Origin of the sequence: Lysinibacillus sp. OL1, assembly GCF_004332175.1 — a bacterium.
In the GTDB taxonomy this organism is placed as follows: domain Bacteria; phylum Bacillota; class Bacilli; order Bacillales_A; family Planococcaceae; genus Lysinibacillus; species Lysinibacillus capsici.
Window position 1 is genome coordinate 127192 of the sequence record NZ_SJDS01000008.1, and the last position, 25544, is coordinate 152735.

The window sequence follows — 25544 nt, forward strand, 5'->3', positions numbered from 1 at the left end:
GCTTTTAATAATATTGAAGAAAAGAGTGACGTCATGACATTAAACAGAAGTATAGAAACAAAGCTTGTACAACTTGGTAATTTAAGTGACCCAGCAACAGGAGCTGTGAGCCCACCCATTCACTTATCGACTGCTTATAAACATACTGGGATTGGTGAATCTACTGGTTTTGACTATACACGTACAAAAAATCCAACACGTGCTCTTTTAGAAGCAGGAATTGCTGATTTAGAGGGTGGCGATATGGGCTTTGCCTGTAGTTCCGGGATGGCTGCCATTCAATTGGTGTTATCCCTATTTAAACCAGGCGATGAATTAGTCGTGCCAGATGATTTATATGGTGGTACATATAGACTATTTAACTTCTTCCAAGATACTTATAATATTAAGCCTGTTTATTCAAAATTTGAATCGGTTGAACAGGTGGAAGCATTGATGAATGAAAATACCCGTGCAATATTTATTGAAACACCAACAAATCCACTTATGCAGGAGTTTGATTTACAAGTGTATGCGGAGTTAGCACATAAGCATGGGGCATGGCTAATTGTGGATAATACATTTTATACGCCATACTTCCAACGCCCTATTGAATTAGGCGCAGATATTGTGCTTCATTCTGCAACGAAGTATATTGGTGGTCATAATGATGTTTTAGCTGGGCTAGTGGTTGCTAAAGGCACAGAATTAGCCGAACGCATTGGCTTTATTCATAATGGTAGTGGTATGGTGCTAGGAGCTATGGATTCATGGTTACTTATTCGTGGTCTAAAAACAATGCATCTACGCTTAAAGCAACATGATGCCAATGCGAAGGCAATTGCTGCTTACTTAGAGGAAGAAGAGTTAGTGACCGATGTCCTTTATACTGGAAAAGGTGGCATGCTGTCATTCCGCTTGCAAAAGCCTGAGTGGATTGACCCATTCCTTCGTAACTTAAAGTTAATTACTTTTGCTGAAAGTCTTGGCGGTGTCGAAAGCTTTATTACGTATCCTGCTACACAAACACATGCAGATATGCCTTATGAAGAGCGTGTGGAGCGTGGCGTTTGTGATCGTTTATTACGCTTCTCTGTTGGCATTGAGGAAGCAGAAGATTTAATGGCAGACTTACGACAAGTGTTTGATATCCTTAGAAAAGAGGCGTAATTGATGAAGCACCGTATTGAAACAAGCCTCATTCACGCAGGTGTTCGTGATGGCTATAGTAATAAAAAAGGGGCTGTTAACGTCCCGATGTATCTGTCGTCTACTTTCCATCAAGAAAGTATAGATGAATTTGGAGAATATGATTATGCTCGTTCAGGCAACCCTACAAGAGATGCGTTAGAAAAAGCTGTAGCAGAGCTTGAGGGTGGCGTTCGTGCCCATGCATTTTCATCTGGTATCGCTGCCGTATCAGCAGCATTAATGCTGTTATCGCAGGGAGATCATATCGTCATGACTGAGGATGTTTATGGTGGAACCTATCGTTTTGTAACAAAGGTGTTGCCGCGCTTTGGGATTTCCCATACATTTGTAGATTTTACGGATCTAGCAGCTGTAGAAGCAGCAATCACGCCAGCTACAAAACTACTTTATATGGAAACACCATCAAATCCAACGTTAGGCATTACAGATATTCGTGGTGTAGTGGCGCTTGCTAAGCAACACCACTGCCTCACATTCTTGGATAATACTTTTATGACACCGTTACACCAACGCCCACTAGAACTTGGTGTAGATGTCGTCATTCATAGTGCAACGAAGTTTTTATCTGGACATTCTGATATTATTGCTGGCTTAACGGTTACTGCCGATGAAAAGCTAGGTCAGGATCTCTACTTTATCCAAAATTCATTCGGTAATATTTTAGGTGTACAGGATTCATTCACACTACTACAAAACATCAAAACAACAGATGTACGTTTTAGTCGTTCTGCTGAATCTGCACAAAAAATTGCTGTGTATTTGGCTAGCAATCCACTAGTTGAGCAGGTCTACTATCCAGGGCTTGCTTCACACCCTGGCTACGCTATTCATCAACGTCAAAGCACAAGTCCTGGGGCCGTTTTATCCTTCCGACTACCAAGCTATACAGCTGCAAAGGCATTGGTTGAGGCGATGACAATTCCAGTATTTGCGGTCTCTCTTGGAGGAGTAGAATCTATCCTTTCTTACCCTGCAAAAATGAGTCATGCTGCTATGGAGCCTGAAGAGCGTGCTAAACGAGGCATCACAGATGGTCTTCTACGTTTTTCTGTAGGACTTGAGCATGTTGATGATTTAATTGCTGATTTTGCACAAGCCCTAGAGATTGCTGCCAAGGCTTAATTGAATCAACATAAAAACCGCGTCCAATTGACGCGGTTTTATTATGATAGGTTCAATTTCTCACCTTTGCTAACAATCGGTATAAATAATCGCCATGCCCCTTTGCTAGCAGGGCATCTTGCTCAGCTGAAATCCAATAGAATGAAAAGATTAAATCCCCTTCGTTTAAGCCTGTTGGATGATGTTGCCATGCATCCCGTGTTTCATCGGATGTTAAATGATAAAAATACCGTTTCTGTAAAACACCTGATGGATGGTTAAAATAATCCTGTGCTATTAGCGCTTGAACGACAAGTGTGGTTAGACCTGTTTCTTCTAGCATTTCACGTTTCACAGCATCTAAAGGTGTTTCCCCTTCCTCAACCGTACCTTTGGGCACCTGGATACCTGCCCCAACTGAATTCTGTTCAAATACGAGTACCTGTAATTGATCCTCATGCGTTCTCGTGATATAGCCAAAAGCTTTTTCAATTACTTGCATGAAAGTGACCCCCTTTGAATGATTGAATGTTACAATAAAGAGAAAAATTGGAATAGCAGGTGAAAAGTGTTGACACTTATTATACGACAGATGCAAGAAAATGACATTACTTTTGTACAAGAAATTGCTAGAATAAGCTGGCATCATACATACGAAGGAATCATTCCACGTGACATTCAAGATCGTTTTTTACAACTAGCTTATAGTCGAGAACGATTAATCGAACGTCTTATCAATAGTCCGTTTCTCGTTGCAATTTTTGATGAATGGCTAGTAGGCTTTGCTAATTTTTCAAATGTAACACAAGGTGAGGCGGAGCTACATGCGATTTATTTACATCCTGATATGCATGGTAAGGGCGTGGGTACTGCACTTTTACAGGAAGGACTACGCATGCTCCCAAATCTATCGTCTTTATTTGTTTGTGTAGAGAAAGAAAATAAACTTGGTATGCATTTTTATCAAGCAAAGGGATTTGTAGCAATAGAAGAATTTGATGAACAATTTGATGGCCATCTACTTAAAACAGTTAAATTGGTTAAACAATATGAAAAAGTGTAACGGTTCTTGCAACTACCGTTACACTTTTATTTATGTAAGATTTATCTGCTCCGCTTGGAAAACAAGTGCTGTTAAGCCCGTTATACTACCAGATTCATGTGCCTGTCCTTGATGCCATAGTACTCCCTGTCCTGTTTTTATCGTGATTTTTTCACCATCTTCACCACTAATCCATCCCTCTCCATTAATAACGATAAATAGCTGTGGAATGGGGGCGTCATGCAAACCAACCACACCGCCTGGCTCAATATAGATGAAACCAATCATCGTAGGTACTTCCGTTTTCGTGATTTTTCTATAAAATGTATCGATGGATTGGTATTGATGAATTGGATTTGCTAAATCTTGTGTAAATTGTATGAGTTGCATTTCGCGAAAATCCCTTCCTATTAGGCTAGTTCTTCTTCAGCAAATGCTAAAAGTGTTCCATCTTCTTTTTTAAAATAAAAAGCAAATGCATCATAGCCATTTCTTTTAATCGTTTCCCAGTTAGTGGTTTCTCCATTTATAAGTTGAACATTTTCTTGTTCATCTACCTCATATTCGTCTATTTCTTCGTCATAGTCGATGTTATAGAAAAATGATAATACGACTTTTGTTTCGGGTAAATTATATTTTTCTAGTGGACGGTTGTCACGGTGATTCTCTGTATACGCCTCACAAAATAGCGCATTATAACCATGTAGCGTCGCATCAAAGAGCAAAATTTCCTCCGCGGATAAAGGATCTTTAGCAACGATTCTAGCGGTTGAGCCTGTAATATAAGGCATTTCCTCCCCTTCAATCATTAGCAAATCACCGTAATACCAAATTTCAAATTGTTCATTGCCTGCACTAGAATGAAGCTGAAACTGGGATTCAACGTCATCTATAATTTGGACGTTTCCTGCAAATTGCTGTAGATAAATGGGAATAGGATTAATCATAGCTTTCCCCTCCTTTTCTGTTAGAAATTACTTCCTTACAATATAATACATCTTTCTTAGTCATAAAGAAAAACCCAGAATTTTTTCTGGGCTTGATGACACTTACTTTTCTAGCATGATTAAAACTGACGGGCCTTTGCTTCACTTCGCAAGAGACGGTTATGGAGAGTAATCTCCGTTTCACCATTTACTTGCGATTTTGATCGCTTAATCCTTGACCAGTTGCGGTGGATTTTTTGAGATTTGGGGTCTAGTTGTTCGAACCTACTCATTTTTCATCCTCCTCATCATTATAGATTTCATAAGTGAAATCTTCTTTATTATGACCAGTTAAGGTGAATTTATACTAATTTCATAAGAAGCTTATTTACTTCACTTTATTAGTTTTCGCTTAACCAAGTTAATGCATATTGTACATATAATTCGGCTCCAACGCGCAAACCATCTTCATCGATAGTAAAATGGCCGTTATGATGTGCCCAGCGTGTATCCTTTTCTGTATTGCCTGAGCCTACTAGAGCAAAACAGCCAGGTACTTCATCTAAGTAAAAGCTAAAGTCTTCTCCACCCATTGTCGGATCATCAATATGATAAGCATCCGCGCCAAAATGTTCAGCTGCAAGGCGCTCGACTAAGCTGGCACTCGCCACATCATTGTTGACGGCTTGTGTACCATATTCATAAACGACCTCTGCTGTGCCACCAAAAAGTGAGGCAATCTGGTCAGCATAATGACGAATTTGCGTTTCGATATGTGAACGAACCTCTTTATCAAAACAACGCACAGTCCCTTCTAAAATGGCATCTTCTGCAATTACATTAAAGCGTGTGCCAACCTCCATTTTTCCAATTGTAAGAACGGCAGGTTGAAGTGGATTGACTGTACGTGCCACAACTGTTTGGACATTCAAAGCAAACGTTGAAGCAATCATCACGGCATCAATGGCATCATGTGGTACTGCGGCATGACCGCCCTGCCCTTTAAAGCGCACTTTGAAAATATCAGCAGAGGCAAAGGCAGGACCTTTATTACACTGAATTTTCCCTGTGTCAATTTGTGACCAAATATGAATACCAAAGACGTTATCTACACCTTTCATTGCTCCTTGCTCTACCATCGCTTTTGCGCCTGTAGCTACTTCTTCCGCTGGCTGGAAAATAAAACGAACTGTTCCCTCAATTTCTTCTTGTACCGTATGTAATGTCTTAGCTGCAATCAGCAACATGGCTGTATGCGCATCATGACCACAGGCATGCATCTTACCATCCGTTTTAGAGCGATACGGAATATCTTCTCGTATTTCATAAACTGACAATGCATCCATATCTGCACGTAAGGCAACGGTTTTTCCTTCCTTGCCCCCTTTTAACTCCGCAATAATGCCTGTTGGCTCTGTTCGTCTATACGGAATACCAAGGTTCTCTAAATATGCTGCTACATAATTCGTTGTTTCATATTCTTCCCAAGAAAGCTCTGGCTCACTGTGCAATTTTTGACGAATTGCCACAAGCTCACTATTTAATTCCACAATAATTTCTTTCATTTTATTCATGCTGACTCTCTCCTTCTTTATAGCCAATTGACAAAAATACCCGCTAAAATCACAGATGTTATCGTTACACTAATGAAACCTCCCACAAGCATCGGTGGTAACATATGACTTAACAGCATTTCTCGTTCTTTTTGATCGGCTGTGGACGATTTCACTACTTCATTCGTTAAAATATAATCTGCGGGGAACCCATAGAGCGCTGTTAAGGATACAGCAAACGCTAAATTCGGGCTGACCTTTAAAACTTTCCCTGCGATGAAAGAGAAAATATACATACCAATAACTGCTAAGACAATAGACACTACTAATGGCACAATAATACGCATCAGCATTTCAGGGGAAGCCTGTTTTAAGCCATCAAATATAAAGAGCATTAACCCCATAATGGCAAAACCGAAGCCATTTGCTTTTTGCAATGGTTGTCTTTCTAAAAAACCAAATGTCGATGCAAGGACACCAAACACTAGGCATAGCACTAACGCATTGACTGTCACAACAGGTGCTAATGCTGTAGATGTACCATACGCTAATAATCCAACAAGCGCTAAACGGAAAAATTTAAAGTATTCTGTATTGTACTTGGGAGGAATTTTCCTAAATAATTTTGGTTGCTCAGATGCCTGTTCAACATCTTCCTCTACCTGTGTTACCGATTGTATATTCCCTTGCTGGTGTTCTTTTAATAAACGTTTTGCTTCACGCTTCAATACAATGGACGTGATGGGATATCCTGCAAAACCTTGAATGACATAAATTACAATGGCAAAGACGGCTAAATCCTCTAAGCCAGCTGCAGAAGCGCCTTCTGACATCACTAGCGCTGCCACAACACCACCGACTAATGGTGGAACTGCAACAATCATCGTTTTTAAATCAAATAGCAAGGCACCAATTGTAAATAATATGGCGATGATGCCTACAATACCTGCTAAAGAAATAACGATGGCTTTCCACTGGTTTTTCAATTCCTTAAGGGACAGAAGTGTACCCATATTCGTAATTAATAAATACATTAACATCGTGGCAACGACTGGACCAATCCCGGCAATACTAACAATATCTTTCGGGAAGAATGTCCAATAGCCAATTAAAAATAATACCGCACAGACGAACACAGATGGAATCCACGCCTTCGTTCTTGTTGCTACGATATCTCCGATGTAAAGAATAGCAAGTACTATCGTCAGTGCTAACATTTGCGACATATCAAAGAATTCTCCTAACTTAGTAATTTTTTAATGTCATCTATAATAATACTAATTATTCTTAAAATTCTATTTTTACAGAAAAGAAGAAAAACAGCGCGTGAACGAGCATATTCGCGACACTAAAATTACGGTTTTCCAAATATTTAGATTTTAAAGAATTTTCATAAAGCGCTTACAAAAAAATAGAACCATTATAAAATGGTTCTACTTTCTCTTACATGCTATTTTTTGAAACGATTACCTGTGTTCGCATAGATCAATAAAAATATCGTAAGGGCAACAAAAAGTACAAGACCTACATGAAATAACCATTGTGTATGGAAAAATTCGTTTAGTATCCATAAAAGGACACAAAAACAGTAGCCATACATCATTTTTCCCATAAATCTTGCCAGTGCCTTTTCATCATATTGTTCTTTATTTTCCTGTGCCATCGTATGAAAGCCTTCAAGTAGAAAAGCTCCTTTACCTTGCGATAGAACAATGGCGAAGATGAGAAACGGCAGCATGATTATTAAATAGACAAGTACTCCCAAGGTTAATTATCCTACTTTTCATTTTTAATAAATTGCTCAATTGCTGGTAGTAATTCTTCATGCAGTGGCAGCGAAGGGTCTGCATAGGTTGCTAAGTTTTTGGCGCGATCTGCCGGTGCCTTTTTCAATACGTGATTCATACCCGCTAGATAAAGTAATTTTGAGTCTTGTTTGCCTTTCTTCAATGCCTCAGCATCGGCTTCCTTCACTTGTAAATCCGTTGTTCCTTGGACTAACAATACACGGCTTTTTACTTTTGCAAGCTCATTAGCAGGTTGATATTTTAGCAAGGAAATTAGAAAAGGCTGTACAGATGGACGGAAAAGGGCCTGTAGCTCTGGCGAAATATTTTTCACTTGCTCCCCTTGCTTTAAAGCTGTCAAAATGTTCGTTGATTCATTGAAAAGCTTTGGTGCTAATTGACCTTTTAATTGCTCTAAAAGCACTTCATCTAACGATCTACCTGCACCAGCTAAGGAGACAAAGGATGCTACGCCTGTCTTTTGAGCCGCGAGCAAACCAATGAGTGAGCCTTCGCTATGGCCAATTATATGGACACTTGTGTAGGCTTTATCAGCCATCAATGTTTCGATAATTTGTACAGCATCATCCACGTATTGATCAAACGTTCCATCCTCTTCCTTTGTTAAGAGCGCTTGATTGTCACCAAGTCCTCGCTTATCATAACGCACCGTCGCAATGCCCTGTTGTGCTAAACCTTCCGCCAACATTTTCAAGCTATTATTTTTTCCAGCCAAAGCGGAATTACCATCTTTATCAGTTGGCCCCGATCCTGCTATTATCAGTGCCACTGGTGATGGAGATGGAGAAGCCTTTTGTACAGCTACCGTTAAGTTGCCGTTTTGAACGGGAATTTTTAATGTGTCATAGGTAACAGGTTGCTCTTTATAAGCCTTTAGTATTAAAGGAAATTTCCCACCATTTTGTTGAAATGTAGCCTCTATTTGTTCATTTTTGATTGTGCCATTAATGGCAATAGCAGAGCCGTTTAAATTTATGGACACTTTTACTTTATCACCTGTATACGTCACACTTTGAAACGGAAAATTAGATAAGCCCTGTGCTGGCACGGATAATGTACCACTTTCCTTCTTTAAATCAATAATAATCGGTAATGGTCCGTTTGGCGTTTCAATATTCCCTTCCCATTTTCCAATAAACTGTTCATTCATTGCATTTGTCCCCTTTGTTCCTTGATGTTGAGCAGTGACCTCTTTTTGCCCACAGGCAGCTAAAAGTAAAATTGTACAGCAAATCAATAACCATTTTTTCATCTAATCTTCCTTTCTATATGAAAATCACCAATAAAATTGGCAGTAACGTAATCACTATTAAGATGTAACACCATTTGTTCGCGAAATTAACAGTCCAACCAATCCCGAACTTTTTAGGCACTAATAGGGATGGATCATTTTTATTGCAATAAAAAATACCCCATTTCCAGTATTGATCATCTGTGGCAGCTGTTTCATTTGTATGTACCTCATCAAAACGTTCATTACTTTTACTGAGCTTCCAAATGAACACTAGTAAACCACCCAACGTAACGACATTAAAGACAAGAAAAAGTGGGAAGAAGTAGGGAGCTGTTTGGTCTTGTAAAATAACAGTTGTATAGTGTAAAACAACAAATAGAATTGTCATACTAAAATTAATAGCTGCCAGGTACCAGCTTCCGTATTTACGCTGAGTTAACTCCCGATGAATGGATGCTTCTTTGGCCTGTGCACTTAATTGAATTTTGGCACTTTTCATGCCTTGACTCATCATGAAAAAACTAATTTGTATTGCCAATAATATCAGTGGCATACTGATGACTGAGAGCCGCGATTTTTGAGTCCAACCATCGACCTCCCCTGCCCCATTCCAATGTATCGCGAAAACCTCAGGGATTGACTCATAGTTCATGTACGTAAAAGCGATTAATGCAAGTGTGATGATAATGGGTACACTAAAAAATATAGGTGATAATGTTTCCTCTTTCTGACGGATAGACAAATCTGTCACATATATTGTTTTTATTTGTGCCTCCCACTGCTCCTGCACCTTTAATTTTTTCGTTTTAGCATGATAACTCATGTAAAGACCTGATGATAAAAGGAGCATGACATACAAAAGGATAAAGGAAATTAAAGATACCTTCTCCTCTTGTATAGGTGAAAGATAGAGAGCGATTTGACCTACTAGGAATAAGCCAGCAATCCCTGCGATGATTTGGCTATAATGCTTCTTCCACAGCTTTAATTGTGGATGTTTGACATATGGTTCGGGTATGGAAACACCAAAAACAAGTGTTTTTCTTGTTAAATGTGGTGTCATCATTTCCATAATTCCGACAATGATAAAGATGCCTACAATTATAAGCATACTACCCCTACTTCCATTGTTTTAAAATTCGCTGGAACAAACTTGTCATTTGCTCTTTCTCGAGGCCACGCGCAAAAGCCTCCGCCATGATAGGCTTCAAGGCATTTTCGACTTTTTCAACCTCCGTTTCTTCCAGCGCCCTCTTTTGACCACCAATAATGACCGCTTTTGCTTTCGGCTTCAATTCAATTAAGCCCTTCTCTTCAAGCTCATGATAACTTTTACTGACCGTGCTAACATTGATGCCTAGATCTGTAGCCATCGAACGTACAGACGGTAAAGTATCACCATTTTTCAGCTCACCTTGCGCAATGCATTCTATTATTTGATTGGCCAATTGTTTATATAGCTGCAATTCACTGTTTGGATCTAATTGTATTTGCATAATAACCCTCCAATCTGTATTGCTTGTAACCAAACAGAAATCTGTTATGTATATAGTAATACAGATTTTCTTTAATGTCAAATGAAGGAATTTTTTATGGTGTTGAGTAGAGGTTTTTTCACAATAAGGGCGGGAGCCTTCCCTTAGTAGTGCTTTGAACTTCATTTAGAGCGGGTTCTCCTCCCCTAGGAGCACTTTGAACTCCATTTAGAGCGGATGCTCCTTCCTTAGGAGCGCTTTGAATTTCATTTAGAGCGGATATCTTGTGTACTTTAGACCCCAAATAAGAAACAAAAAGGACCCAGAATAATTCTGGATCCATGGACACTTATTGCTTCTATTTGATTTTTAACTGGTATGGTTTACACTTCTTCTTAATCTATAGCAAAACAGAATAGTCTGTTTCACCTTTAGGCTTAAGATTTATGAAGCTTCAACCTTCAACAGTTGTGGCGGACTTTCCTGAGATTCTTGGTCTTTGGGTGTTTGACTATTACTACTCATTCTGCATCCTCCCCATCAGATTAGATTAATAAGTGGTTCCTCTCTTATTATGAGCCTTCTTCTATTTTTTATACATGCTTTAGCTTTTTTCTGCAAAGACTTGTTGGGCTATCGTTAAAGCATTTTGCACTCTTGGAAAACCGATGTAGGGTGCTAATTGTAAAAGTGCCTCGACCACTTCTGTCTGTGTCAAGCCTGCATGTAATCCACGCTGAATATGCGTTTTGGTTTGTGGTGCAGCACCTTGTGTAACTACCGCTGTTATCACGACGAGTGCTCGACTCTTTGCATCCAGCCCAGGCCGTGCATAGACATCACCGTAAGCAAATTCAATAATCATTTTGCGTAAATCGGGTGCTATATCGGCTAATGCATCGGATTCAATCATCTGTGCTGCTTCTTCTTCTGTCACATATTGTTTAATTGTTTCGAGCCCCTTTGTAAAACGTTCATTCATTTCTTCATCCCTCCTACATTTACTTATACAAAAACCCCAATTCCGCGTCTCCAGAATTGGGGATTGTCCTTCACATATGTAAGGTTCTCTTCTTTACGTCACCCTCTGGCTCAGTGAAAAAGGATAAAGGTTTTCATAGTGCCTCACAGGACAGCTTTAATGAATATCTATGCAAAAAGTCACAAGGACATGCACGCAAAAATTAAATGGCTACAAGACAGGCTTTCGCTTTTTCAATTTGGATTTTTACTTGTTCAAAGCCAGTACCACCTAAGGAATGGCGGCGGCGAACAGCAGCTTCTGGCGCTAGTACATCATAAATATCCGCTTCAATTAACGTACTTTCTTGCTGCATTTCTTCCAATGGCAAGTCTAATAAATAAATGCCCTTTTGAATACATGTAAAGACAAGCTTACCAGTCACCTCATGTGCCTCACGGAATGGCATCCCCTTTGTAGCGAGGTAATCTGCTAGCTCCGTTGCATTTGAAAAATCAGCGTGAACAGCCTGATGTAAGCGTTCCGTGTTGACAGTCATTGTACGAACCATACCTTCAAAGATTTTAAGTGAACCAAGAATCGTATGAACAGTGTCAAACATCCCCTCTTTGTCCTCCTGCATATCTTTGTTATATGTTAATGGTGTGCCTTTTAACACCGTTAATAAGCCCATTAGATTCCCATAAACACGCCCTGTTTTACCACGAATAAGCTCTGCCATATCTGGGTTTTTCTTTTGTGGCATAATCGAAGAACCTGTTGAGAAGGCATCATCCAGTTCGATAAATTTAAATTCATCTGTAGACCAGATAATAATTTCCTCAGCAAAGCGTGATAAATGCGCCATAAGTAAGGAAGAATGACTTAAAAATTCCACGATAAAATCACGATCACTTACAGCATCCATGGAGTTTGCGTAAACCTCGCTAAACCCTAATAGCTCTGCTGATTTTAAACGGTCAATCGGGAAAGTTGTCCCTGCCATTGCCCCAGCACCTAAAGGTAAAATATCAATACGTTTTATGGATTCTGTAAAACGTTGTTTATCACGCTCTAGCATCCAAAAATAAGCCATTAAATGGTGTGCAAAGGAGATTGGCTGTGCACGTTGTAGATGCGTATAACCTGGTGCAATCGTTTCAATATGCTCTTGTGCTTTGTCTAATAGTGTTTGTTGGAACGTCACAATTAAATCAATTGCTTCCTGCACACGCTTTTTCAAGAAAAGATGCATATCCGTTGCTACTTGGTCATTTCGGCTACGTCCTGTATGTAGTTTGCCACCGACAGGACCTATTAAATCAATTAACATTTTTTCTAAATTTAAGTGTATATCTTCATTGGCAACGCTAAATTCAAGCTCACCTGCGATTGCCTTATCTTTTAATTGGGCAAGACCACCTAGTATGGCCTCTACATCAGCTGCTGGTAAAATTCCTGTGGCACCAAGCATTGTGACATGTGCAACACTACCTTCAAGGTCCTCTAGCACAAGTTGCTGGTCAAAGCCAATGGATGCGCCAAATTCGTCTACCCATGCTTCTGCTGATTTTTGGAAACGTCCACCCCAAAGTTTTGTCATGTCAGCTCACCTTTTCCTCGATTACTTATCAAAAGGTGTAGTATAAGCACAAATGCCTCACCACACCTTGCTTGTTCAACATTACTTTTTATTCACAGATGAGTTCACTACAGTTGGTAGACCCCATAACTCGATAAAGCCTACAGCGGAAGCATGATTGAATTGATCTTCCTTCGAGTATGTTGCTAGCTTTTCACTGTATAATGAATTTGGTGATTTACGTCCTTCTACAATCGCATGTCCTTTAAATAGTTTCACACGTACTGTACCATTCACATATTGTTGTGTTTGCGCAAGGAATGCTTCCAGAGCATCACGTAATGGTGAGAACCATAGACCGTCGTAAATTAATTCGGATAGTTTTTTCTCGATTACTGGCTTGAAGTGTGCTAATTCTTTTACAAGCGTTAAGTCCTCAAGCTCTTTATGCGCTGTTAACAGCACTTTTGCACCTGGAATTTCATAAACCTCACGAGATTTAATACCAACTAAACGATTTTCAACGTGATCGATACGTCCTACACCATGAGCACCCGCTACTGCATTTAATTCTTGAATTAAATCAGCAAGCTTCATTTCTTTTCCGTTTAATGCTACTGGTTTACCAGCTACAAACTCGATTTCCACATACTCTGCTTCATTCGGTGCATTTTCAACAGAAACAGTTAAGCCATACGCTTCTTCTGGTGGTGACACCCATGGGTCTTCCATGATGCCAGCTTCATTCGCACGGCCCCATAGGTTTTGGTCGATTGAGAATGGTGAATCCAATGTTGCAGGAATCGGTACATTATGCTTCATTGCATATTCGATTTCCTCATCACGGCTCCAGCCCCACTCACGTACTGGTGCTAATACCTCTAAATCTGGATTTAATGCTTTAATCGATACTTCAAAACGAACTTGGTCATTCCCTTTACCTGTGCAACCATGCGCAACAGCATCTGCGCCTACTTGATTAGCAATCTCTACTAGTTTTTTCGAGATAAGTGGACGGGAAAGTGCTGATACTAAAGGATACTTTTGCTCATACCATGTATGTGCTTGTAAAGAAATTAATGCATACCCTTCAGCAAATTCGTCTTTCGCATCTACCATATAAGATTCAATCGCTCCTACTTGAAGCGCTTTATTTTTTACGAATTCAAGATCTTTCCCTTCGCCAACGTCAAGACATACTGCAATTACGTCCCAACCTTGTTCTTTTAACCATGGAATTGCTACCGAAGTATCAAGTCCACCTGAATAAGCTAATACCACTTTTTTATTTGCCATTAAAAATGCGCCTCCATTGCTCTATCGATATGTATGTTTATACATTCATTTAAAAGTTTATACACGAATAGTATCATGTTATAAAAATAAATACAAGTGTATTTTTATAAATTCATAGACTTTTATTTTTATTGTCAAAAGTAAGTCGTTCCTTGTATAAGGTTGACAAGAAATCCATGGCAATTCACTCAAAAAAACGTTTTTTTACTATATATATAAATGTATACTATATAAATTTAGCAACGGACGAAAAAAAAGAATCCATGATACAAACTGGATTCTTTCTAGTTACTTAGCTGATCTATCTTATACAATACTTTTTTAGGATTAATCAAAATCAGTAGAACGGCCACCGCCGAATATAAAATGGCATTATACATGATTAAATCAATTAGGTTGCCATTGATAGAGCCGATAAAAAAATTAAAGAGCTGATGAATAATAATAGGAATCATTAAATTCTGATTGATCGTATAAAATACTGTCATGATGATGGTCGTAGCTATAATCGTTAACATAAAGAAGAAGCTATATTTGATCAAATCCATTCCTATAAACCCTGTTGTAAGCCATATCGGTAAATGCCACATTCCCCACCAAAAGCCTATGATAATTGAAGCTATTAATGGCGAATACTTCTTTTGCAGCTCCAGCAGTGCAAAGCCCCTCCATCCTAACTCCTCACCCAGTGGTCCTGACAAAAGCGTTTTAACAAAATAAAAACTGAGCATGCCCCATGAAGACACCGTAAAAATAGAGTTTTCTTCATAATTATTCATGATTTGAAACAAAATCATGATAAAGATAGCTGTTTGTATCATCACGATTAAAACAATTACTGAAAGTGACAATTTGTTTTTGAATTTTTGTTTGACAAAGTGGATAAAACGTTGTCCAGGATAGATTCTTGGAAATAGTAACGCAAAGGCAAAGGTGGATGACCAAGCCGATAGACAGCGTACGGTATCAAATAGCCAAGTAGGATAGCCTAATAGCTTGACGGCTCCTACAACACAGAAAAGAGGCCAAAAAATAATATTGGTTAAAATAATAAAGCTTGCTACTGGTTTTTTTAATTTCTTTTTTCTACGCAAGTAAATCCCCCATTTCATCTGAATATCTTCAGCATAAACCTAGGGGTTGCTCACAGGTCAAACCCATTTTGCCATTATTTTATCGGTACATACATTTCTAAAAAAATACGTTCAAGCCCTTCTTCATAAGTGGTAAGCAATAAGTTGATATAAACAAGCCCTAAAAGCTCATAGCCATTTTCCTTAGCTACTTTTCTTATACCAGCCTCTACTTTATTGTCTGTATTTTTGCCACCTGTTGACCAGCGCCCATCTTCAATAACTGTATAAAGACATTTGGGATGCGCTAAAACTTCACCTTTAATTGGATAATCGCTATTTTCTACTTTCCTGACAACCATAAATTTATTTTCGAGCATTCCGTTATCATCGAATCTAATAACTCTTCTTAAAGAAGTAAGAATTACCGCTTTCTTTATACTGTCTGCATTTTCTTTTAACGAATCATATTCATCATAGGCTGTATAATGATCTATTACGCCCATTATTTCTAATGGTTTCATTTCCTTTATAGTATACGTGCCTAGATATTGGCTAATTTTTTGACAATCCTCTTTTACAAGCTGGAGCTTTTTTAATTGTAGCTTTTTATAAGCTATTTCCTCTAACATTACTTGTTCTTTTTCTACTAACAATGATTGGATGCCCTCTATACTCTTGCCTTTTCTCAATTCCTGAATCTTTTTGATTTCAAAATCAATTTCTCTATAAAAATTGATTGTTGTGATATCGTATATATCAAAATGATTGTATGTTCTATACCCATTTTCACTATTTTGCTGGGGCTTTACTAACCCCTTTTCTTCATAAAATTTTAAGGTATCTCTAGAAACTCCTAGAAATTTTGCAACTTGACCAATTGTATACATCTATGTCTCCTTTTCAACTCTTCCTTTTTACTACTATAGCTACAATTATATGTAAATATGAAAAAACCGTAGACATGCACGTGAAGCATGTTTACAGTTTCAAATGTTGTTATTTCTTATGGAAAAATGATTTGCCTAGCCATTCAATGGTCGCAGGGGCTAATGCATACAATTTACTCGACAATCCCATAATTCTAGGTAGATTAATCTCACGAACAGGACGATCAATCGTTTTCACTGTCTCTTGAGCTACTTCCTCCGCTGACAATAAAAAGCGCCCTAAGGATTCTCGGTAGCCACTTGTATCATTGGCTTTATCTAAAAATGGTGTATCAATGGGACCAGGATGGATGGCTGTCACTTTTACATTGTACGGAGCTAATTCCATACGCAATCCATTGGTAAAACCGACAATAGCATGTTTCGTCGCAGCATAGACACTCGCTTTTTGTGTGGCCACCTTCCCAGCCTGAGAACCAATGAATATTAAATGGCCCTGTTTACGCTCTATCATCTTAGAGGCTAATCGTTTGGCAAGATAAATGGGTACGCTAACATTTAATTCGATCATTTGCGCAATATCCTCATCCTGTAAAGCAGGGGCTACAGCAAACTTCCCTACACCTGCTGAAAGAATCGCTACATCAATCGGTGGTAGCTGCGCACAAACATCATCAAGTGTATGTAGATTGGTTAAATCCGCTTGGATCACTTGAGCACCTAAACGCTCTAGCACCTTTAGTGCAACGGCATTGCGACCTGTGGCATAAACGATATGCCCTTGAGCTACTAGTAATTCAGTTATTTTTAAGCCAACCCCACTTGTAGCTCCTGTCACAAAGATTGTTTTGTTAGGATGTTTCATGTATAAACCTACTTCCTTTGAAATAAATAGATACCTGCTTCTGTCTTTGTTGACGTAATATAGTCATTGGCCTCTAGGTAATCTAAATGACCAAGTGTTTTAGATAAAGTTAAACCAAGCTGATGCTGGAAGATAGCAGGATACAAGCGTTTTGTTACTTGGACAACTGTTAATTGATCATCGCCTAATAATTCAAAAACTTTCATTGATTGTTGGTGCTGTCGCTCTAATCGTTTAACAATTAACAACGGAATATCCTCTAGCTCTGCTCCATGCCCTGTATGCATCATTTTGACAGGTAATTGACGTAGAATTTCAAGGGATGCATTATATTGTAGTAAAGATTTTGTACGTCCTACAGTACGATCCAATGGTGGCTCTATTAATGGATTGGGCGTTATTTTTTCAAGCAATAAATCTCCACCAATCACATGATGAGTTTTTTCATCCCAAAAAATGAAGTGACTTTGTGCGTGACCTAATGTTTCGATTGCCTTTAATCCTGGATGCCCAGGAACTTCATCTCCATCTGCCAAAATTTGCGTTAATGGTCGTTCCCCTACAAGCTCCAATTCACGACGAACATGGACACTTTTTGCAATATATTCTTGTGGTACCCCATGCTCCAATAAACGTTCACTGTAAAATTGTTCATGATAGCGTAAAAAGTCTTCATCATGACGAAGCCATTTGTCATTATAGGCATGCCCTAAAATTTCTGCATATGGAAAAGCATCGACCCATCCCGCATGATCTGGATGGTGATGGGTTAACACAACCTGTTCAATATCTTGCATGTCAAAGCCTGCTGCTCGAATCCCCCATTTTAAAGCATCATAGGCTTCCATTGTTTTTGGGCCAACATCAAAAATGCTAAGTGCATCGCCTTTTACAATAAATGCATTGACATCTCCTACTGCATAGGGTGTTGGTATTTCTATCTTGTATATAGACAAAGTTGTCTCCCCCTTTTCACGCACTTGTGAATACTGATTCATTCTATTTTACAAGTTTTTTCTGTTTTCGTCATCCTCCTGTTGACAGGTTGCTTATTCCTCACTATAATTTTGAATAATCTAATTATTTATGTGCGTTGAAGAAGACGAGTACGTATCTGGTGAAGGTGTTAGAGAGTGTTACATTTGCTGAGAGTAACATCACCCGCTCCCATTACCGAACCTACTTCTGAGCAGTTATGCAAACATAACCGTTTCCCTTGCGATAAGAGGGCTAAGAGTTGTGCCAACAATTGGCAAACAAAGGTGGTACCGCGGAAACGAGAGCGTTTTCGTCCTTCTAGATAAGGACGAGAGCGCTTTTTTATTTTGAACTGGAGGTTTTGTTCATGAGAAAAATTTTATTTATCGGTGCAGGCTCAATGGCGGAAGCATTGATGCAAGGCTGGATTAAACAAAAGGTGTTCACACCACAGGAAATTTACGTCACCAATCGCTCAGACAAGGAACGCTTACATTTCCTACATGAAACATATGGTGTCCATTGTGTGTTTGATCCTGCGATTTTTCAACAGGCAGATCTGATTATCTTAGCGATGAAGCCGAAAGATGCTATTGCTGCTATGTGTGATTTAAAGCCTAAACTTACAGCACACACTGCTGTACTATCTATTTTAGCAGGCATTGCGATTGATACAATTACAGAATTTTTAGGGAGTCGCCCAGTAGCAAGGGTGATGCCGAATACTTCCGCTACAATCGGCATGTCAGCAAGTGGCATTGCATTCAATAACGAGGTATCTGCAGACCAGCGTATCCTATTCCTCCAGTTATTAGAGGCTGTTGGCTCCGTTATTGAAGTCGATGAGGATCAGTTACATGCAGTCACAGCCCTTTCAGGTAGCGGCCCTGCCTATATCTATTATTTAATGGAAGCTTTTGAACGAGTAGGGACGAAGGTAGGCTTATCGAAAGATACGGTGCGCTTGCTAATGACTCAAACACTTGCGGGGACAGCTGAGATGCTCAAGCAGTCATTAGATGAACCAGATGTCTTACGCAAAAAGGTGACAAGTCCTGGTGGCACGACGGAGGCAGGGATACAGGCATTAGAGCAATATCAATTTAATGAAGCCATCGAAGCCTGTATTAAAGAAGCCGAGGCACGATCTCGTTCACTTGCAAATGGGTAGCATTATGTGCAAAATAGAGTGTATCACTAGGAATTAGGAGGCTTTATTTTGAGTAAATTATTCGAACCCTATACATTGCAATCTATCACCTTAAAAAACCGTGTTGTGATGGCACCTATGTGCATGTACTCAGCACAAGACGATGGCATGGTAACACCCTTTCATTTGGTCCATTATGCAACACGTGCAGCTGGTCAAGTAGGCTTAATCATTTTAGAAGCTACTGGTGTTGTGCCAGAAGGTCGTATCTCAAATAAGGATTTAGGGATTTGGGATGATGCACATATTGAAGGATTAAGTCAATTAGTTGAGGGGATGAAAGCGTACGGCGCTAAAACAGGCATCCAGCTTGCACATGCTGGTCGCAAAGCAACAGTAGATGGCGAAATTTTTGCTCCATCAGCGATTGCCTTTAGTTCAGACTATAAAACGCCAACAGAAATGACAGAAGAGGACATTCACTATGTCATCGAGGCATTTAAACAAGCAGCTATTCGTGCCGCAAAGGCTGGCTTTGATGTACTAGAAATTCATGGCGCACATGGCTATTTAATTAGCGAGTTTTTATCACCTGCTACGAATAAACGTCAAGATCGATATGGGGGCTCACAGGAAAATCGATATCGCATTCTACGTCAAGTCATCGATGCTGTTCGCAGTGTATGGGATGGTCCTTTATTGGTACGTGTCTCTGCGGAAGATTATGCGGAAGATGGTACAACAATGGATGACTTTATTGTTTTTAGCCGCTGGATGAAATCTCAAGGTGTTGATTTAGTTGATGTGTCAACAGGGGGCGTTGTACCAGCAGCCATCAATGTCTTTCCAGGCTATCAGGTACCACATGCAGAAGCGATTAAGCATGGGGCTGATATTCCTACTGGTGCAGTTGGTCTTATTACCACAGCCATTCAAGCCGAAGAGATACTCCAAAATAATCGTGCAGATTTAATATTCTTAGCGCGTGTTTTATTACGAGACCCTTACTGGGCACTACATGCAGCTAAAGAGCTAGGAGAAGACGTGCAGCCTCCCGTTCAATACGTTCGTGGTTGGTAATTACATTTCCATCAAAAAACAGCTTGTGCTCCAGCAAGCTGTTTTTTCATTAGAAAAGTGGATTTTGTTTTAATTCTTCATCAATAGCCTGTACCAATGTCTCCGCGTCATCTGCTGTCACAACTTCCCCATTTACTATCGCAAAAATACCTTGCTCACAGATTTCACAATGGGATGTACAACCAGATTCCTCTATCTCAATATCTTCTCGTTCTACTAATACATCATACGCATCTGCCGCACCAAGAGCTAAATTAGTGATACAAAACTCCACTCTATTTTTTAGCTGCTGTGGTTCCTTCTTTTTTTTAAAAAGAGAAAATACCATGTTTATTGACCCCCTACTCTCTAAAAATAATCATACCACAATTCCATAAACTACATGAAAACTGTAGCGTTAAGCAAAATGATTATCATAAAATACTATTAATCTTTCAGCTCAATCAACATAAGTTTTTCTTATGAAATTAATGTACAACCATTAAACGAAGATGACTGCCTTGAAAAAAGGTAGTTACAAACTTATCATGCAAAACCTTCAAGTACAATTTTGCAGTCAACTAAAATAGCTATTTATGTTGTTCAATCAAATCATCAGTCTACTCCATAGATCGTGTAAACAAAACTCCCACACAAATGTAGTGCTTTTATTAAGTAAATATTAAAAACAACCAAGTCTCTTATGTATGACCTGGTTGTTTTATCTATTATTTAACGTATTGTGTCTTTTTAATAACCGATTTTAACGCCACCCCTACTACACATATAAATCCAATAAATAACAATAAAAATCCTATTGGAATAAGAAAGAATGGTTCTTCTAATGTACCATCAGGTGCTACATTACTCCCTTTCACCATAAAGATTAAAAAACTAAGTACGCCTAATATGATTGGCATTCATGCCAAAATATATTTTTTCATAACTTTTTCTTCTCTCCTAAATATTTTTATGTTTAATTCCTACACTGCAGCTTTCTACAACTCGCTGTAACAATCATAAACCCAAAATATATTCTAATTCAATTATTTTTTATTGATAAATAATAAATTTTTATTCTAATTCAACCAATCTCAAAATTGACATTTTGAAATTCTAACTATAAAATGACCATAATCTCAAGTGATAATATGGAAGGATGATTTGTATGAACTATGAAGATTTAATGCAATGGAAAGGTTATTTGTTTTTAGATAATATAGTAGAGCCAGGGACAAACTCTTTGAGAGTCTCTATTTCTAGAGCTTCCGTCAGCTCCGAAATCGAGGATATAAGTTTTGAGGAATATACTATAAATGATGTCTATCCTATTGAAATTGATAAGACATTACCGGTCATACATATAGAATTCGATTCATATGTAGCCTATACTGTTTTTGACGAATCATTTCATTTTGTCAATCAAGAAGATGATTTCTTGGGTAACTCAGTACGTCTTTTTACAAAATCAACTTATTTAGATTTTATAAGTAAAGGAACTATAGCTCTCGATATCTATTCCTACAAGGAGCTATTCCATTATCAGATTGTTTGTTTAGACCATATTATTGATATTGTCTCATTTTATAAACCTACTATTATAAGCGAATAAGTATTTTTTAAAACAGTCAATGAAATTTTGTTGTCTGTTTTCTTTATTTCTATTAAAGCATCTCGTAAAAGGTAGCTCCCGTAAGTTCAATTATTTTTTAATAGAAACTTTAAAATATTTTTTGTAAACTCTTCGTATGAAGTATTCTTTCCACGCTGGTTATACCACTTTCGTATTGTTTCTACTAACCAAAACGGCACAGAATTTCCATCAATTACATGATAGTATTGCTCATATCCTTTTTTTAAATGCTCCCATCGATGATCATTACCCTGTAGTGTGTACTCAGAGACATCAATTATTTTTGCCCTTCCATTCTGTAGCAAAATATTTTTCAAATGAATATCACGAGGGTTAAGGCCCTTCTTCCGAACATATTCTCTTGCATCCTCCACTTCATTTATAACCTGTTTTGGAATGTGAATACCTTGTAGAATGCAATCAAAAAGCGTTTTTCCTTCTTCGTAACTTAAAACAAGGTATTCGTCATGTGAAGCAAAGCATGTTGAAAAGAAAGGTGAATCTCCAAGTATTTGATACACATTTGCTTCAACTTTTACTTTGTGCACTTTGTCTTTGGCATATAGTTTAAATGCATACGCTGGGGCGGAAAGAGCTTGAAAAACAGCCGCATCCGTTCCAACACCTATACATTTCAAATCATCAGCTTCACCACTTATGGTAACAGGCTCGTTATTTGGGTTTGAAAAAACGTTTATTTTAGAAAGAGAACCTATAGCTTTGTCCCAGTCGTTTTCCATTTCCATCTCTCCCATCATTTACATTGAAGAAAACTACACTACTTCAGTAGGAATTCTATATCGCCCCTAACAATATTCAAATCTCAAGTTTCCTACACATACTCTTTAATTTTAAAACGTTGGGAACTACTAGAAGTTTCTATTTCCATTTCTCCATATGGAAAGTATACTGCTTAGTTAGCTACAGAAGAACAAGTTCTATTCTCTATTTACCCTTAACCACCTTTATTAAAAACTCAAAGTGATTTGGGTTTTATTTTTTTTCATGATTGTCACGAACTAATAGCTAGCCTTGACACAAAAAGAAACGCTGTGTCAGACTACTTCACAGCGTTTCTTCTATTAATCTTTAAAAATCATATTCAGCATCTTTTTTGGCTCGAATTTCTGCAAAAGCCTCTGTAACCATCACGGTATCCTCCGCTAACCGTTCTAGACGAAAAAGGACATCATCATTGACAATTTCTTTACGTAAAAAATCCTTTTCTTCTATAAATACATAGGTCGGTACGATGTGCGCTTTCATATAAGCAAGGATCGGCTTTAGTTGCTGTTCCACCATTAAATAATGCTTGGATGTACCCGCTGTAACAATAACACTGACGACTTTATCGCGGAAGGCATTGACAGGTAAAAGGTCAAAGATGTTTTTTAATGTAGCTGGTATAGATGCTTGGAATGTTGGCGTCCCAATAACGATCGCATCTGCAGCCATAATGGTTTCCGTCACATATTTTGTATCGCCTTCATAGTCAAAGTAATTACGTCCATCACTAAAAACTAGCTGATAGTCAGCAAGATCTAGTAATGTTACTTCATGCTGTGGGTATTTTTCTTGTAACATCTCGACTAACTTTTGTGTAGCTGTTCTTGTCTTTGAGCCGACAATAGAACCCGCAAGTGCGACAATTTTCATAATGAGCCACTCCTTATTTTGCTGTGTGTTTTTTTATCGCTGGAATTATATCATTACCAATGATTTCAATATTTTTCATCAATTTTTCGAATGGTACGCCACCAAAATCGATTTGTGCCATAAAGCGTTGCATGCCATATAGTTCGTATTGATAAAGTAGTTTTTCAATAATTTGCTCTTTACTGCCCACCATTAAAGCATCACGTGTATCAGGCGCTTGTGCAAATTGTTGCTTTGGATAGCCCCCACCACGAATCGCTTGGAAACCACCGTTTAAATGTGGATACATGCCCTGCAATGCCTCTTTTGTTGTGTCTGCTACATAAAACAAGCTTGTTGTGGCAATAGGTAATTCATTTGGGTCAAAGCCTTTGCGCTCTGCCGCTTCGCGATAGGCATCCACTGATGGTTTAAAGTTGATAGCAGGTCCACCTAATGTTGTAAGCATCATCGGAATGCCCATATAACCTGCTTTAATGGCGCTGGCAGGTGGTCCACCCACCGCACGCCATATTGGCAACGAGCCGTTTTTTGGCTGCGGTAAAATTTGTGCATGGTGGAGTGGTGCTCTAAATTGCCCTTCCCAAGTCACAAGCTCCTCATCATTGATTTTCATAAGAAGCTCTAATTTTTCCTCAAAGATTTCTTCATAATCTTGTAAATCAACACCTAGTAAGTGATAGGCACCTACACGTGAACCACGTCCCGCTACAATTTCTGCACGACCATTTGATAATAAATCAATTGTGGCAAAATCCTCATATACTCGTACAGGGTCTGAAACACTTAATACGGTTGCGGAGCTAGATAATTTAATGGTCGAAGTTGCTTGTGCGATAGCACCTAACACGACCGTATGTGCCTGTGTTGTAAAATAAGACTGATGACTTTCACCTATGCCAAATACATCAATTCCAGCTTGCTCTGCTAATTGACTTGCCTCGACTAGCTCTTTTAGTCGTTGTTGAGCAGAAATACGCTCGCCCGTTAGTGGATTAGGGATATGATCTCCTAAAGAGTACAGTCCGAATTCGAGTCCTTGTGCTTGATCAATACGATATTTTTCCATCATGTGTTATCTCTCCTTATTCTAGCGGTTCTAAAATAGCTTCAATTTCTGAACGTCTCTCTTCTAAAAATGGCGGGAGGTCTAACTCTTTGCCAAGTTCTTCGACTGCTGAATCTACCGTAAACCCTGGCCCATCTGTCGCCATTTCAAATAAAATACCGTTACGATCTCTAAAATATAGACTTTGGAAATAATAACGATCAACCACACCAGTACTATCCAATCCAAGCTCCTTAATTTTGGTATCCCATTGCTGTAATTCTTCAACGGTTGCAACACGTAACGCAAGATGGTGAATACTGCCTTTACCAGGTTTCTCGCTTGGTCCTTCTAATTCTTTGACAACAATCTCGCCAAGCACTTCCCCTTCTATCGATTGTAGGACCGTTTCTTTGTCCTTTTCGGCAATAACTGTATAGTGAAATAAATCTTGTAATAAATTGACCGTTCTTGGTAAATATCGCACAGTGATTTCGATCGTTCCCATGCCTAAAATACGATGTTCCTTCGGTATATTATTTCCATCCCATGGTTGCCATTGAGCAGGCGTTTCTTGTCCTTGGTGGTTTAACAATACCATCCGTAAACCTTCATGATCTTCAAAAAATAAAGCCTCTTTGCCTGCATAAGTAGTGATATCGCTATGTTCTACCTCTAGCTGCTGAAAGCGTTCTTTCCAGTATAGTAGGCTTTCGGAGCTAGGTACAAGTAAGCCAATGCGCGTAATAGCATTCGTCCCTCGCACTGTACGTCCTGCAACAGGCATTTCAAAAAATGTTAATTCTGTACCTGCTGCGCCTGTTAAGTCTCCATAAAATAAGTGATACATGGAAGGTGAGTCTTGATTCACCGTTTTTTTCACACGTCGTAACCCTAAAATAGTTGTGTAAAAGTGATTATTCTGTTTACCATTTTTCGTTAGCATTGATATATGATGGTGTCCGCTTAATTTGTTCATCATAATTGTTCCTCCTCATTATTTTCACTTGACTAAGCAAGTGA

At 38.7% G+C, this 25544-nt stretch carries 29 protein-coding genes; 6 read left to right on the top strand and 23 right to left on the bottom strand.

Translation table 11 applies throughout. The annotated features are described in order from the left end of the window. Positions 1-33: 33 nt before the first annotated feature. Both EW028_RS15400 and EW028_RS15405 read left to right on the top strand, forming a co-directional pair. The gene (locus tag EW028_RS15400) at positions 34-1149 is read left to right on the top strand and encodes a methionine biosynthesis PLP-dependent protein (RefSeq protein ID WP_131521508.1); all 1116 of its coding nucleotides are present in this window, start codon (positions 34-36) and stop codon (positions 1147-1149) included. 3 nt (positions 1150-1152) lie between these two features. After that, a complete protein-coding gene (locus tag EW028_RS15405; RefSeq protein ID WP_131521509.1) occupies positions 1153-2313 on the top strand; it encodes an aminotransferase class I/II-fold pyridoxal phosphate-dependent enzyme in 1161 nt (386 codons plus the stop codon). A gap of 52 nt (positions 2314-2365) precedes the next feature. On the opposite strand, the gene EW028_RS15410 is transcribed toward EW028_RS15405, so the two are convergent. Then, on the bottom strand, positions 2366-2794 hold the full coding sequence (locus tag EW028_RS15410) for an NUDIX hydrolase (protein ID WP_004231389.1): 429 nt from the start codon (positions 2792-2794) through the stop codon (positions 2366-2368). A gap of 69 nt (positions 2795-2863) precedes the next feature. Between EW028_RS15410 and EW028_RS15415 the strand changes: the two genes are divergently transcribed. Beyond that, positions 2864-3355 (top strand): GNAT family N-acetyltransferase, encoded by a 492-nt coding sequence (locus tag EW028_RS15415; RefSeq protein ID WP_004231387.1) that lies wholly within the window; start codon positions 2864-2866, stop codon positions 3353-3355. Positions 3356-3385: 30 nt separating this feature from the next. Here EW028_RS15415 and EW028_RS15420 read toward each other — a convergent pair whose 3' ends face one another. From EW028_RS15420 to EW028_RS15495, 16 genes are all read right to left on the bottom strand, one after another. Continuing rightward, a complete protein-coding gene (locus EW028_RS15420) occupies positions 3386-3724 on the bottom strand; it encodes a cupin domain-containing protein (RefSeq protein ID WP_131521510.1) in 339 nt (112 codons plus the stop codon). A gap of 20 nt (positions 3725-3744) precedes the next feature. Next, a complete protein-coding gene (locus EW028_RS15425) occupies positions 3745-4281 on the bottom strand; it encodes a hypothetical protein (RefSeq protein WP_131521511.1) in 537 nt (178 codons plus the stop codon). Positions 4282-4400: 119 nt separating this feature from the next. After that, the gene (locus EW028_RS15430) at positions 4401-4553 is read right to left on the bottom strand and encodes a YpzG family protein (RefSeq protein WP_004231380.1); all 153 of its coding nucleotides are present in this window, start codon (positions 4551-4553) and stop codon (positions 4401-4403) included. Between the two features lie 108 nt (positions 4554-4661). Further along, positions 4662-5834 (bottom strand): amidohydrolase, encoded by a 1173-nt coding sequence (locus tag EW028_RS15435; RefSeq protein ID WP_131521512.1) that lies wholly within the window; start codon positions 5832-5834, stop codon positions 4662-4664. Positions 5835-5851: 17 nt separating this feature from the next. Next, on the bottom strand, positions 5852-7039 hold the full coding sequence (locus tag EW028_RS15440) for a hypothetical protein (protein ID WP_131521513.1): 1188 nt from the start codon (positions 7037-7039) through the stop codon (positions 5852-5854). 224 nt (positions 7040-7263) lie between these two features. Beyond that, the gene (locus EW028_RS15445; protein ID WP_131521514.1) at positions 7264-7578 is read right to left on the bottom strand and encodes a DUF3784 domain-containing protein; all 315 of its coding nucleotides are present in this window, start codon (positions 7576-7578) and stop codon (positions 7264-7266) included. An 11-nt stretch (positions 7579-7589) separates the two neighbouring features. Continuing rightward, positions 7590-8873, bottom strand: a complete 1284-nt coding sequence (locus EW028_RS15450; protein WP_131521515.1) for an alpha/beta hydrolase — start codon at positions 8871-8873, stop codon at positions 7590-7592. 13 nt (positions 8874-8886) lie between these two features. Further along, a complete protein-coding gene (locus EW028_RS15455) occupies positions 8887-9966 on the bottom strand; it encodes a DUF1648 domain-containing protein (protein ID WP_131521516.1) in 1080 nt (359 codons plus the stop codon). 7 nt (positions 9967-9973) lie between these two features. Continuing rightward, a complete protein-coding gene (locus EW028_RS15460; RefSeq protein WP_054549216.1) occupies positions 9974-10351 on the bottom strand; it encodes a GntR family transcriptional regulator in 378 nt (125 codons plus the stop codon). Positions 10352-10934: 583 nt separating this feature from the next. Then, entirely contained in the window at positions 10935-11312 is a 378-nt protein-coding gene (locus EW028_RS15465; RefSeq protein WP_131521517.1) for a carboxymuconolactone decarboxylase family protein, read from the bottom strand. Between the two features lie 202 nt (positions 11313-11514). Beyond that, a complete protein-coding gene (gene argH, locus EW028_RS15470) occupies positions 11515-12894 on the bottom strand; it encodes an argininosuccinate lyase (protein WP_009370279.1) in 1380 nt (459 codons plus the stop codon). 81 nt (positions 12895-12975) lie between these two features. Then, positions 12976-14169: an argininosuccinate synthase gene (locus EW028_RS15475; protein WP_004231366.1), complete on the bottom strand. Its 1194-nt coding sequence runs from the start codon at positions 14167-14169 to the stop codon at positions 12976-12978. A 284-nt stretch (positions 14170-14453) separates the two neighbouring features. After that, the gene (locus EW028_RS15480) at positions 14454-15263 is read right to left on the bottom strand and encodes a CPBP family intramembrane glutamic endopeptidase (RefSeq protein ID WP_131521518.1); all 810 of its coding nucleotides are present in this window, start codon (positions 15261-15263) and stop codon (positions 14454-14456) included. Between the two features lie 74 nt (positions 15264-15337). Beyond that, positions 15338-16132 carry a MerR family transcriptional regulator gene (locus EW028_RS15485; protein WP_131521519.1) on the bottom strand — a complete coding sequence of 265 codons (795 nt, stop codon included), beginning with the start codon at positions 16130-16132 and terminating at the stop codon, positions 15338-15340. A 109-nt stretch (positions 16133-16241) separates the two neighbouring features. After that, positions 16242-16997, bottom strand: a complete 756-nt coding sequence (locus EW028_RS15490; RefSeq protein ID WP_131521520.1) for an SDR family NAD(P)-dependent oxidoreductase — start codon at positions 16995-16997, stop codon at positions 16242-16244. 8 nt (positions 16998-17005) lie between these two features. Continuing rightward, the gene (locus EW028_RS15495) at positions 17006-17995 is read right to left on the bottom strand and encodes an MBL fold metallo-hydrolase (RefSeq protein WP_193767393.1); all 990 of its coding nucleotides are present in this window, start codon (positions 17993-17995) and stop codon (positions 17006-17008) included. Positions 17996-18342: 347 nt separating this feature from the next. On the opposite strand from EW028_RS15495, the gene proC reads away from it, so the two are divergent. Continuing rightward, complete coding sequence (gene proC / locus EW028_RS15500) at positions 18343-19146, top strand: pyrroline-5-carboxylate reductase (protein WP_131521522.1); 804 nt, start codon at positions 18343-18345, stop codon at positions 19144-19146. A gap of 48 nt (positions 19147-19194) precedes the next feature. Beyond that, positions 19195-20205 carry an NADPH dehydrogenase NamA gene (namA, locus tag EW028_RS15505; RefSeq protein ID WP_131521523.1) on the top strand — a complete coding sequence of 337 codons (1011 nt, stop codon included), beginning with the start codon at positions 19195-19197 and terminating at the stop codon, positions 20203-20205. A gap of 49 nt (positions 20206-20254) precedes the next feature. Here namA and EW028_RS15510 read toward each other — a convergent pair whose 3' ends face one another. Further along, positions 20255-20533, bottom strand: coding sequence for a YuzB family protein (locus tag EW028_RS15510; RefSeq protein WP_004231354.1), 279 nt, complete (start codon positions 20531-20533; stop codon positions 20255-20257). Positions 20534-20912: 379 nt separating this feature from the next. Then, positions 20913-21104 (bottom strand): DUF3955 domain-containing protein, encoded by a 192-nt coding sequence (locus EW028_RS15515; protein ID WP_227744961.1) that lies wholly within the window; start codon positions 21102-21104, stop codon positions 20913-20915. A gap of 248 nt (positions 21105-21352) precedes the next feature. On the opposite strand from EW028_RS15515, the gene EW028_RS15520 reads away from it, so the two are divergent. After that, complete coding sequence (locus tag EW028_RS15520) at positions 21353-21796, top strand: hypothetical protein (protein WP_131521524.1); 444 nt, start codon at positions 21353-21355, stop codon at positions 21794-21796. A gap of 86 nt (positions 21797-21882) precedes the next feature. On the opposite strand, the gene EW028_RS15525 is transcribed toward EW028_RS15520, so the two are convergent. The 4 genes from EW028_RS15525 to EW028_RS15540 all read right to left on the bottom strand — a co-directional run bounded on the left by EW028_RS15525 (position 21883) and on the right by EW028_RS15540 (position 25500). Beyond that, the gene (locus EW028_RS15525; RefSeq protein ID WP_131521525.1) at positions 21883-22557 is read right to left on the bottom strand and encodes a serine/threonine protein kinase; all 675 of its coding nucleotides are present in this window, start codon (positions 22555-22557) and stop codon (positions 21883-21885) included. A gap of 349 nt (positions 22558-22906) precedes the next feature. Beyond that, a complete protein-coding gene (locus tag EW028_RS15530; RefSeq protein WP_131521526.1) occupies positions 22907-23473 on the bottom strand; it encodes an NADPH-dependent FMN reductase in 567 nt (188 codons plus the stop codon). Positions 23474-23486: 13 nt separating this feature from the next. Beyond that, positions 23487-24542 (bottom strand): LLM class flavin-dependent oxidoreductase, encoded by a 1056-nt coding sequence (locus EW028_RS15535; RefSeq protein WP_131521583.1) that lies wholly within the window; start codon positions 24540-24542, stop codon positions 23487-23489. Between the two features lie 16 nt (positions 24543-24558). Then, on the bottom strand, positions 24559-25500 hold the full coding sequence (locus tag EW028_RS15540; RefSeq protein ID WP_131521584.1) for a ring-cleaving dioxygenase: 942 nt from the start codon (positions 25498-25500) through the stop codon (positions 24559-24561). Between the last annotated feature and the right edge of the window lie 44 nt (positions 25501-25544).

Bases quoted from the DNA above. Each gene is read 5' to 3' on its own strand.
- EW028_RS15400 (WP_131521508.1), top strand. From the start codon at position 34: ATGACATTAAACAGAAGTATAGAAACAAAGCTTGTACAACTTGGTAAT.
- EW028_RS15405 (WP_131521509.1), top strand. From the start codon at position 1,153: ATGAAGCACCGTATTGAAACAAGCCTCATTCACGCAGGTGTTCGTGAT.
- EW028_RS15410 (WP_004231389.1), bottom strand. From the start codon at position 2,794: ATGCAAGTAATTGAAAAAGCTTTTGGCTATATCACGAGAACGCATGAG.
- EW028_RS15420 (WP_131521510.1), bottom strand. From the start codon at position 3,724: ATGCAACTCATACAATTTACACAAGATTTAGCAAATCCAATTCATCAA.
- EW028_RS15425 (WP_131521511.1), bottom strand. From the start codon at position 4,281: ATGATTAATCCTATTCCCATTTATCTACAGCAATTTGCAGGAAACGTC.
- EW028_RS15430 (WP_004231380.1), bottom strand. From the start codon at position 4,553: ATGAGTAGGTTCGAACAACTAGACCCCAAATCTCAAAAAATCCACCGC.
- EW028_RS15435 (WP_131521512.1), bottom strand. From the start codon at position 5,834: ATGAATAAAATGAAAGAAATTATTGTGGAATTAAATAGTGAGCTTGTG.
- EW028_RS15440 (WP_131521513.1), bottom strand. From the start codon at position 7,039: ATGTCGCAAATGTTAGCACTGACGATAGTACTTGCTATTCTTTACATC.
- EW028_RS15450 (WP_131521515.1), bottom strand. From the start codon at position 8,873: ATGAAAAAATGGTTATTGATTTGCTGTACAATTTTACTTTTAGCTGCC.
- EW028_RS15455 (WP_131521516.1), bottom strand. From the start codon at position 9,966: ATGCTTATAATTGTAGGCATCTTTATCATTGTCGGAATTATGGAAATG.
- EW028_RS15460 (WP_054549216.1), bottom strand. From the start codon at position 10,351: ATGCAAATACAATTAGATCCAAACAGTGAATTGCAGCTATATAAACAA.
- EW028_RS15465 (WP_131521517.1), bottom strand. From the start codon at position 11,312: ATGAATGAACGTTTTACAAAGGGGCTCGAAACAATTAAACAATATGTG.
- argH (WP_009370279.1), bottom strand. From the start codon at position 12,894: ATGACAAAACTTTGGGGTGGACGTTTCCAAAAATCAGCAGAAGCATGG.
- EW028_RS15475 (WP_004231366.1), bottom strand. From the start codon at position 14,169: ATGGCAAATAAAAAAGTGGTATTAGCTTATTCAGGTGGACTTGATACT.
- EW028_RS15485 (WP_131521519.1), bottom strand. From the start codon at position 16,132: ATGTATACAATTGGTCAAGTTGCAAAATTTCTAGGAGTTTCTAGAGAT.
- EW028_RS15490 (WP_131521520.1), bottom strand. From the start codon at position 16,997: ATGAAACATCCTAACAAAACAATCTTTGTGACAGGAGCTACAAGTGGG.
- EW028_RS15495 (WP_193767393.1), bottom strand. From the start codon at position 17,995: ATGAATCAGTATTCACAAGTGCGTGAAAAGGGGGAGACAACTTTGTCT.
- proC (WP_131521522.1), top strand. From the start codon at position 18,343: ATGAGAAAAATTTTATTTATCGGTGCAGGCTCAATGGCGGAAGCATTG.
- EW028_RS15510 (WP_004231354.1), bottom strand. From the start codon at position 20,533: ATGGTATTTTCTCTTTTTAAAAAAAAGAAGGAACCACAGCAGCTAAAA.
- EW028_RS15515 (WP_227744961.1), bottom strand. From the start codon at position 21,104: ATGCCAATCATATTAGGCGTACTTAGTTTTTTAATCTTTATGGTGAAA.
- EW028_RS15520 (WP_131521524.1), top strand. From the start codon at position 21,353: ATGAACTATGAAGATTTAATGCAATGGAAAGGTTATTTGTTTTTAGAT.
- EW028_RS15525 (WP_131521525.1), bottom strand. From the start codon at position 22,557: ATGGAAAACGACTGGGACAAAGCTATAGGTTCTCTTTCTAAAATAAAC.
- EW028_RS15530 (WP_131521526.1), bottom strand. From the start codon at position 23,473: ATGAAAATTGTCGCACTTGCGGGTTCTATTGTCGGCTCAAAGACAAGA.
- EW028_RS15535 (WP_131521583.1), bottom strand. From the start codon at position 24,542: ATGGAAAAATATCGTATTGATCAAGCACAAGGACTCGAATTCGGACTG.
- EW028_RS15540 (WP_131521584.1), bottom strand. From the start codon at position 25,500: ATGAACAAATTAAGCGGACACCATCATATATCAATGCTAACGAAAAAT.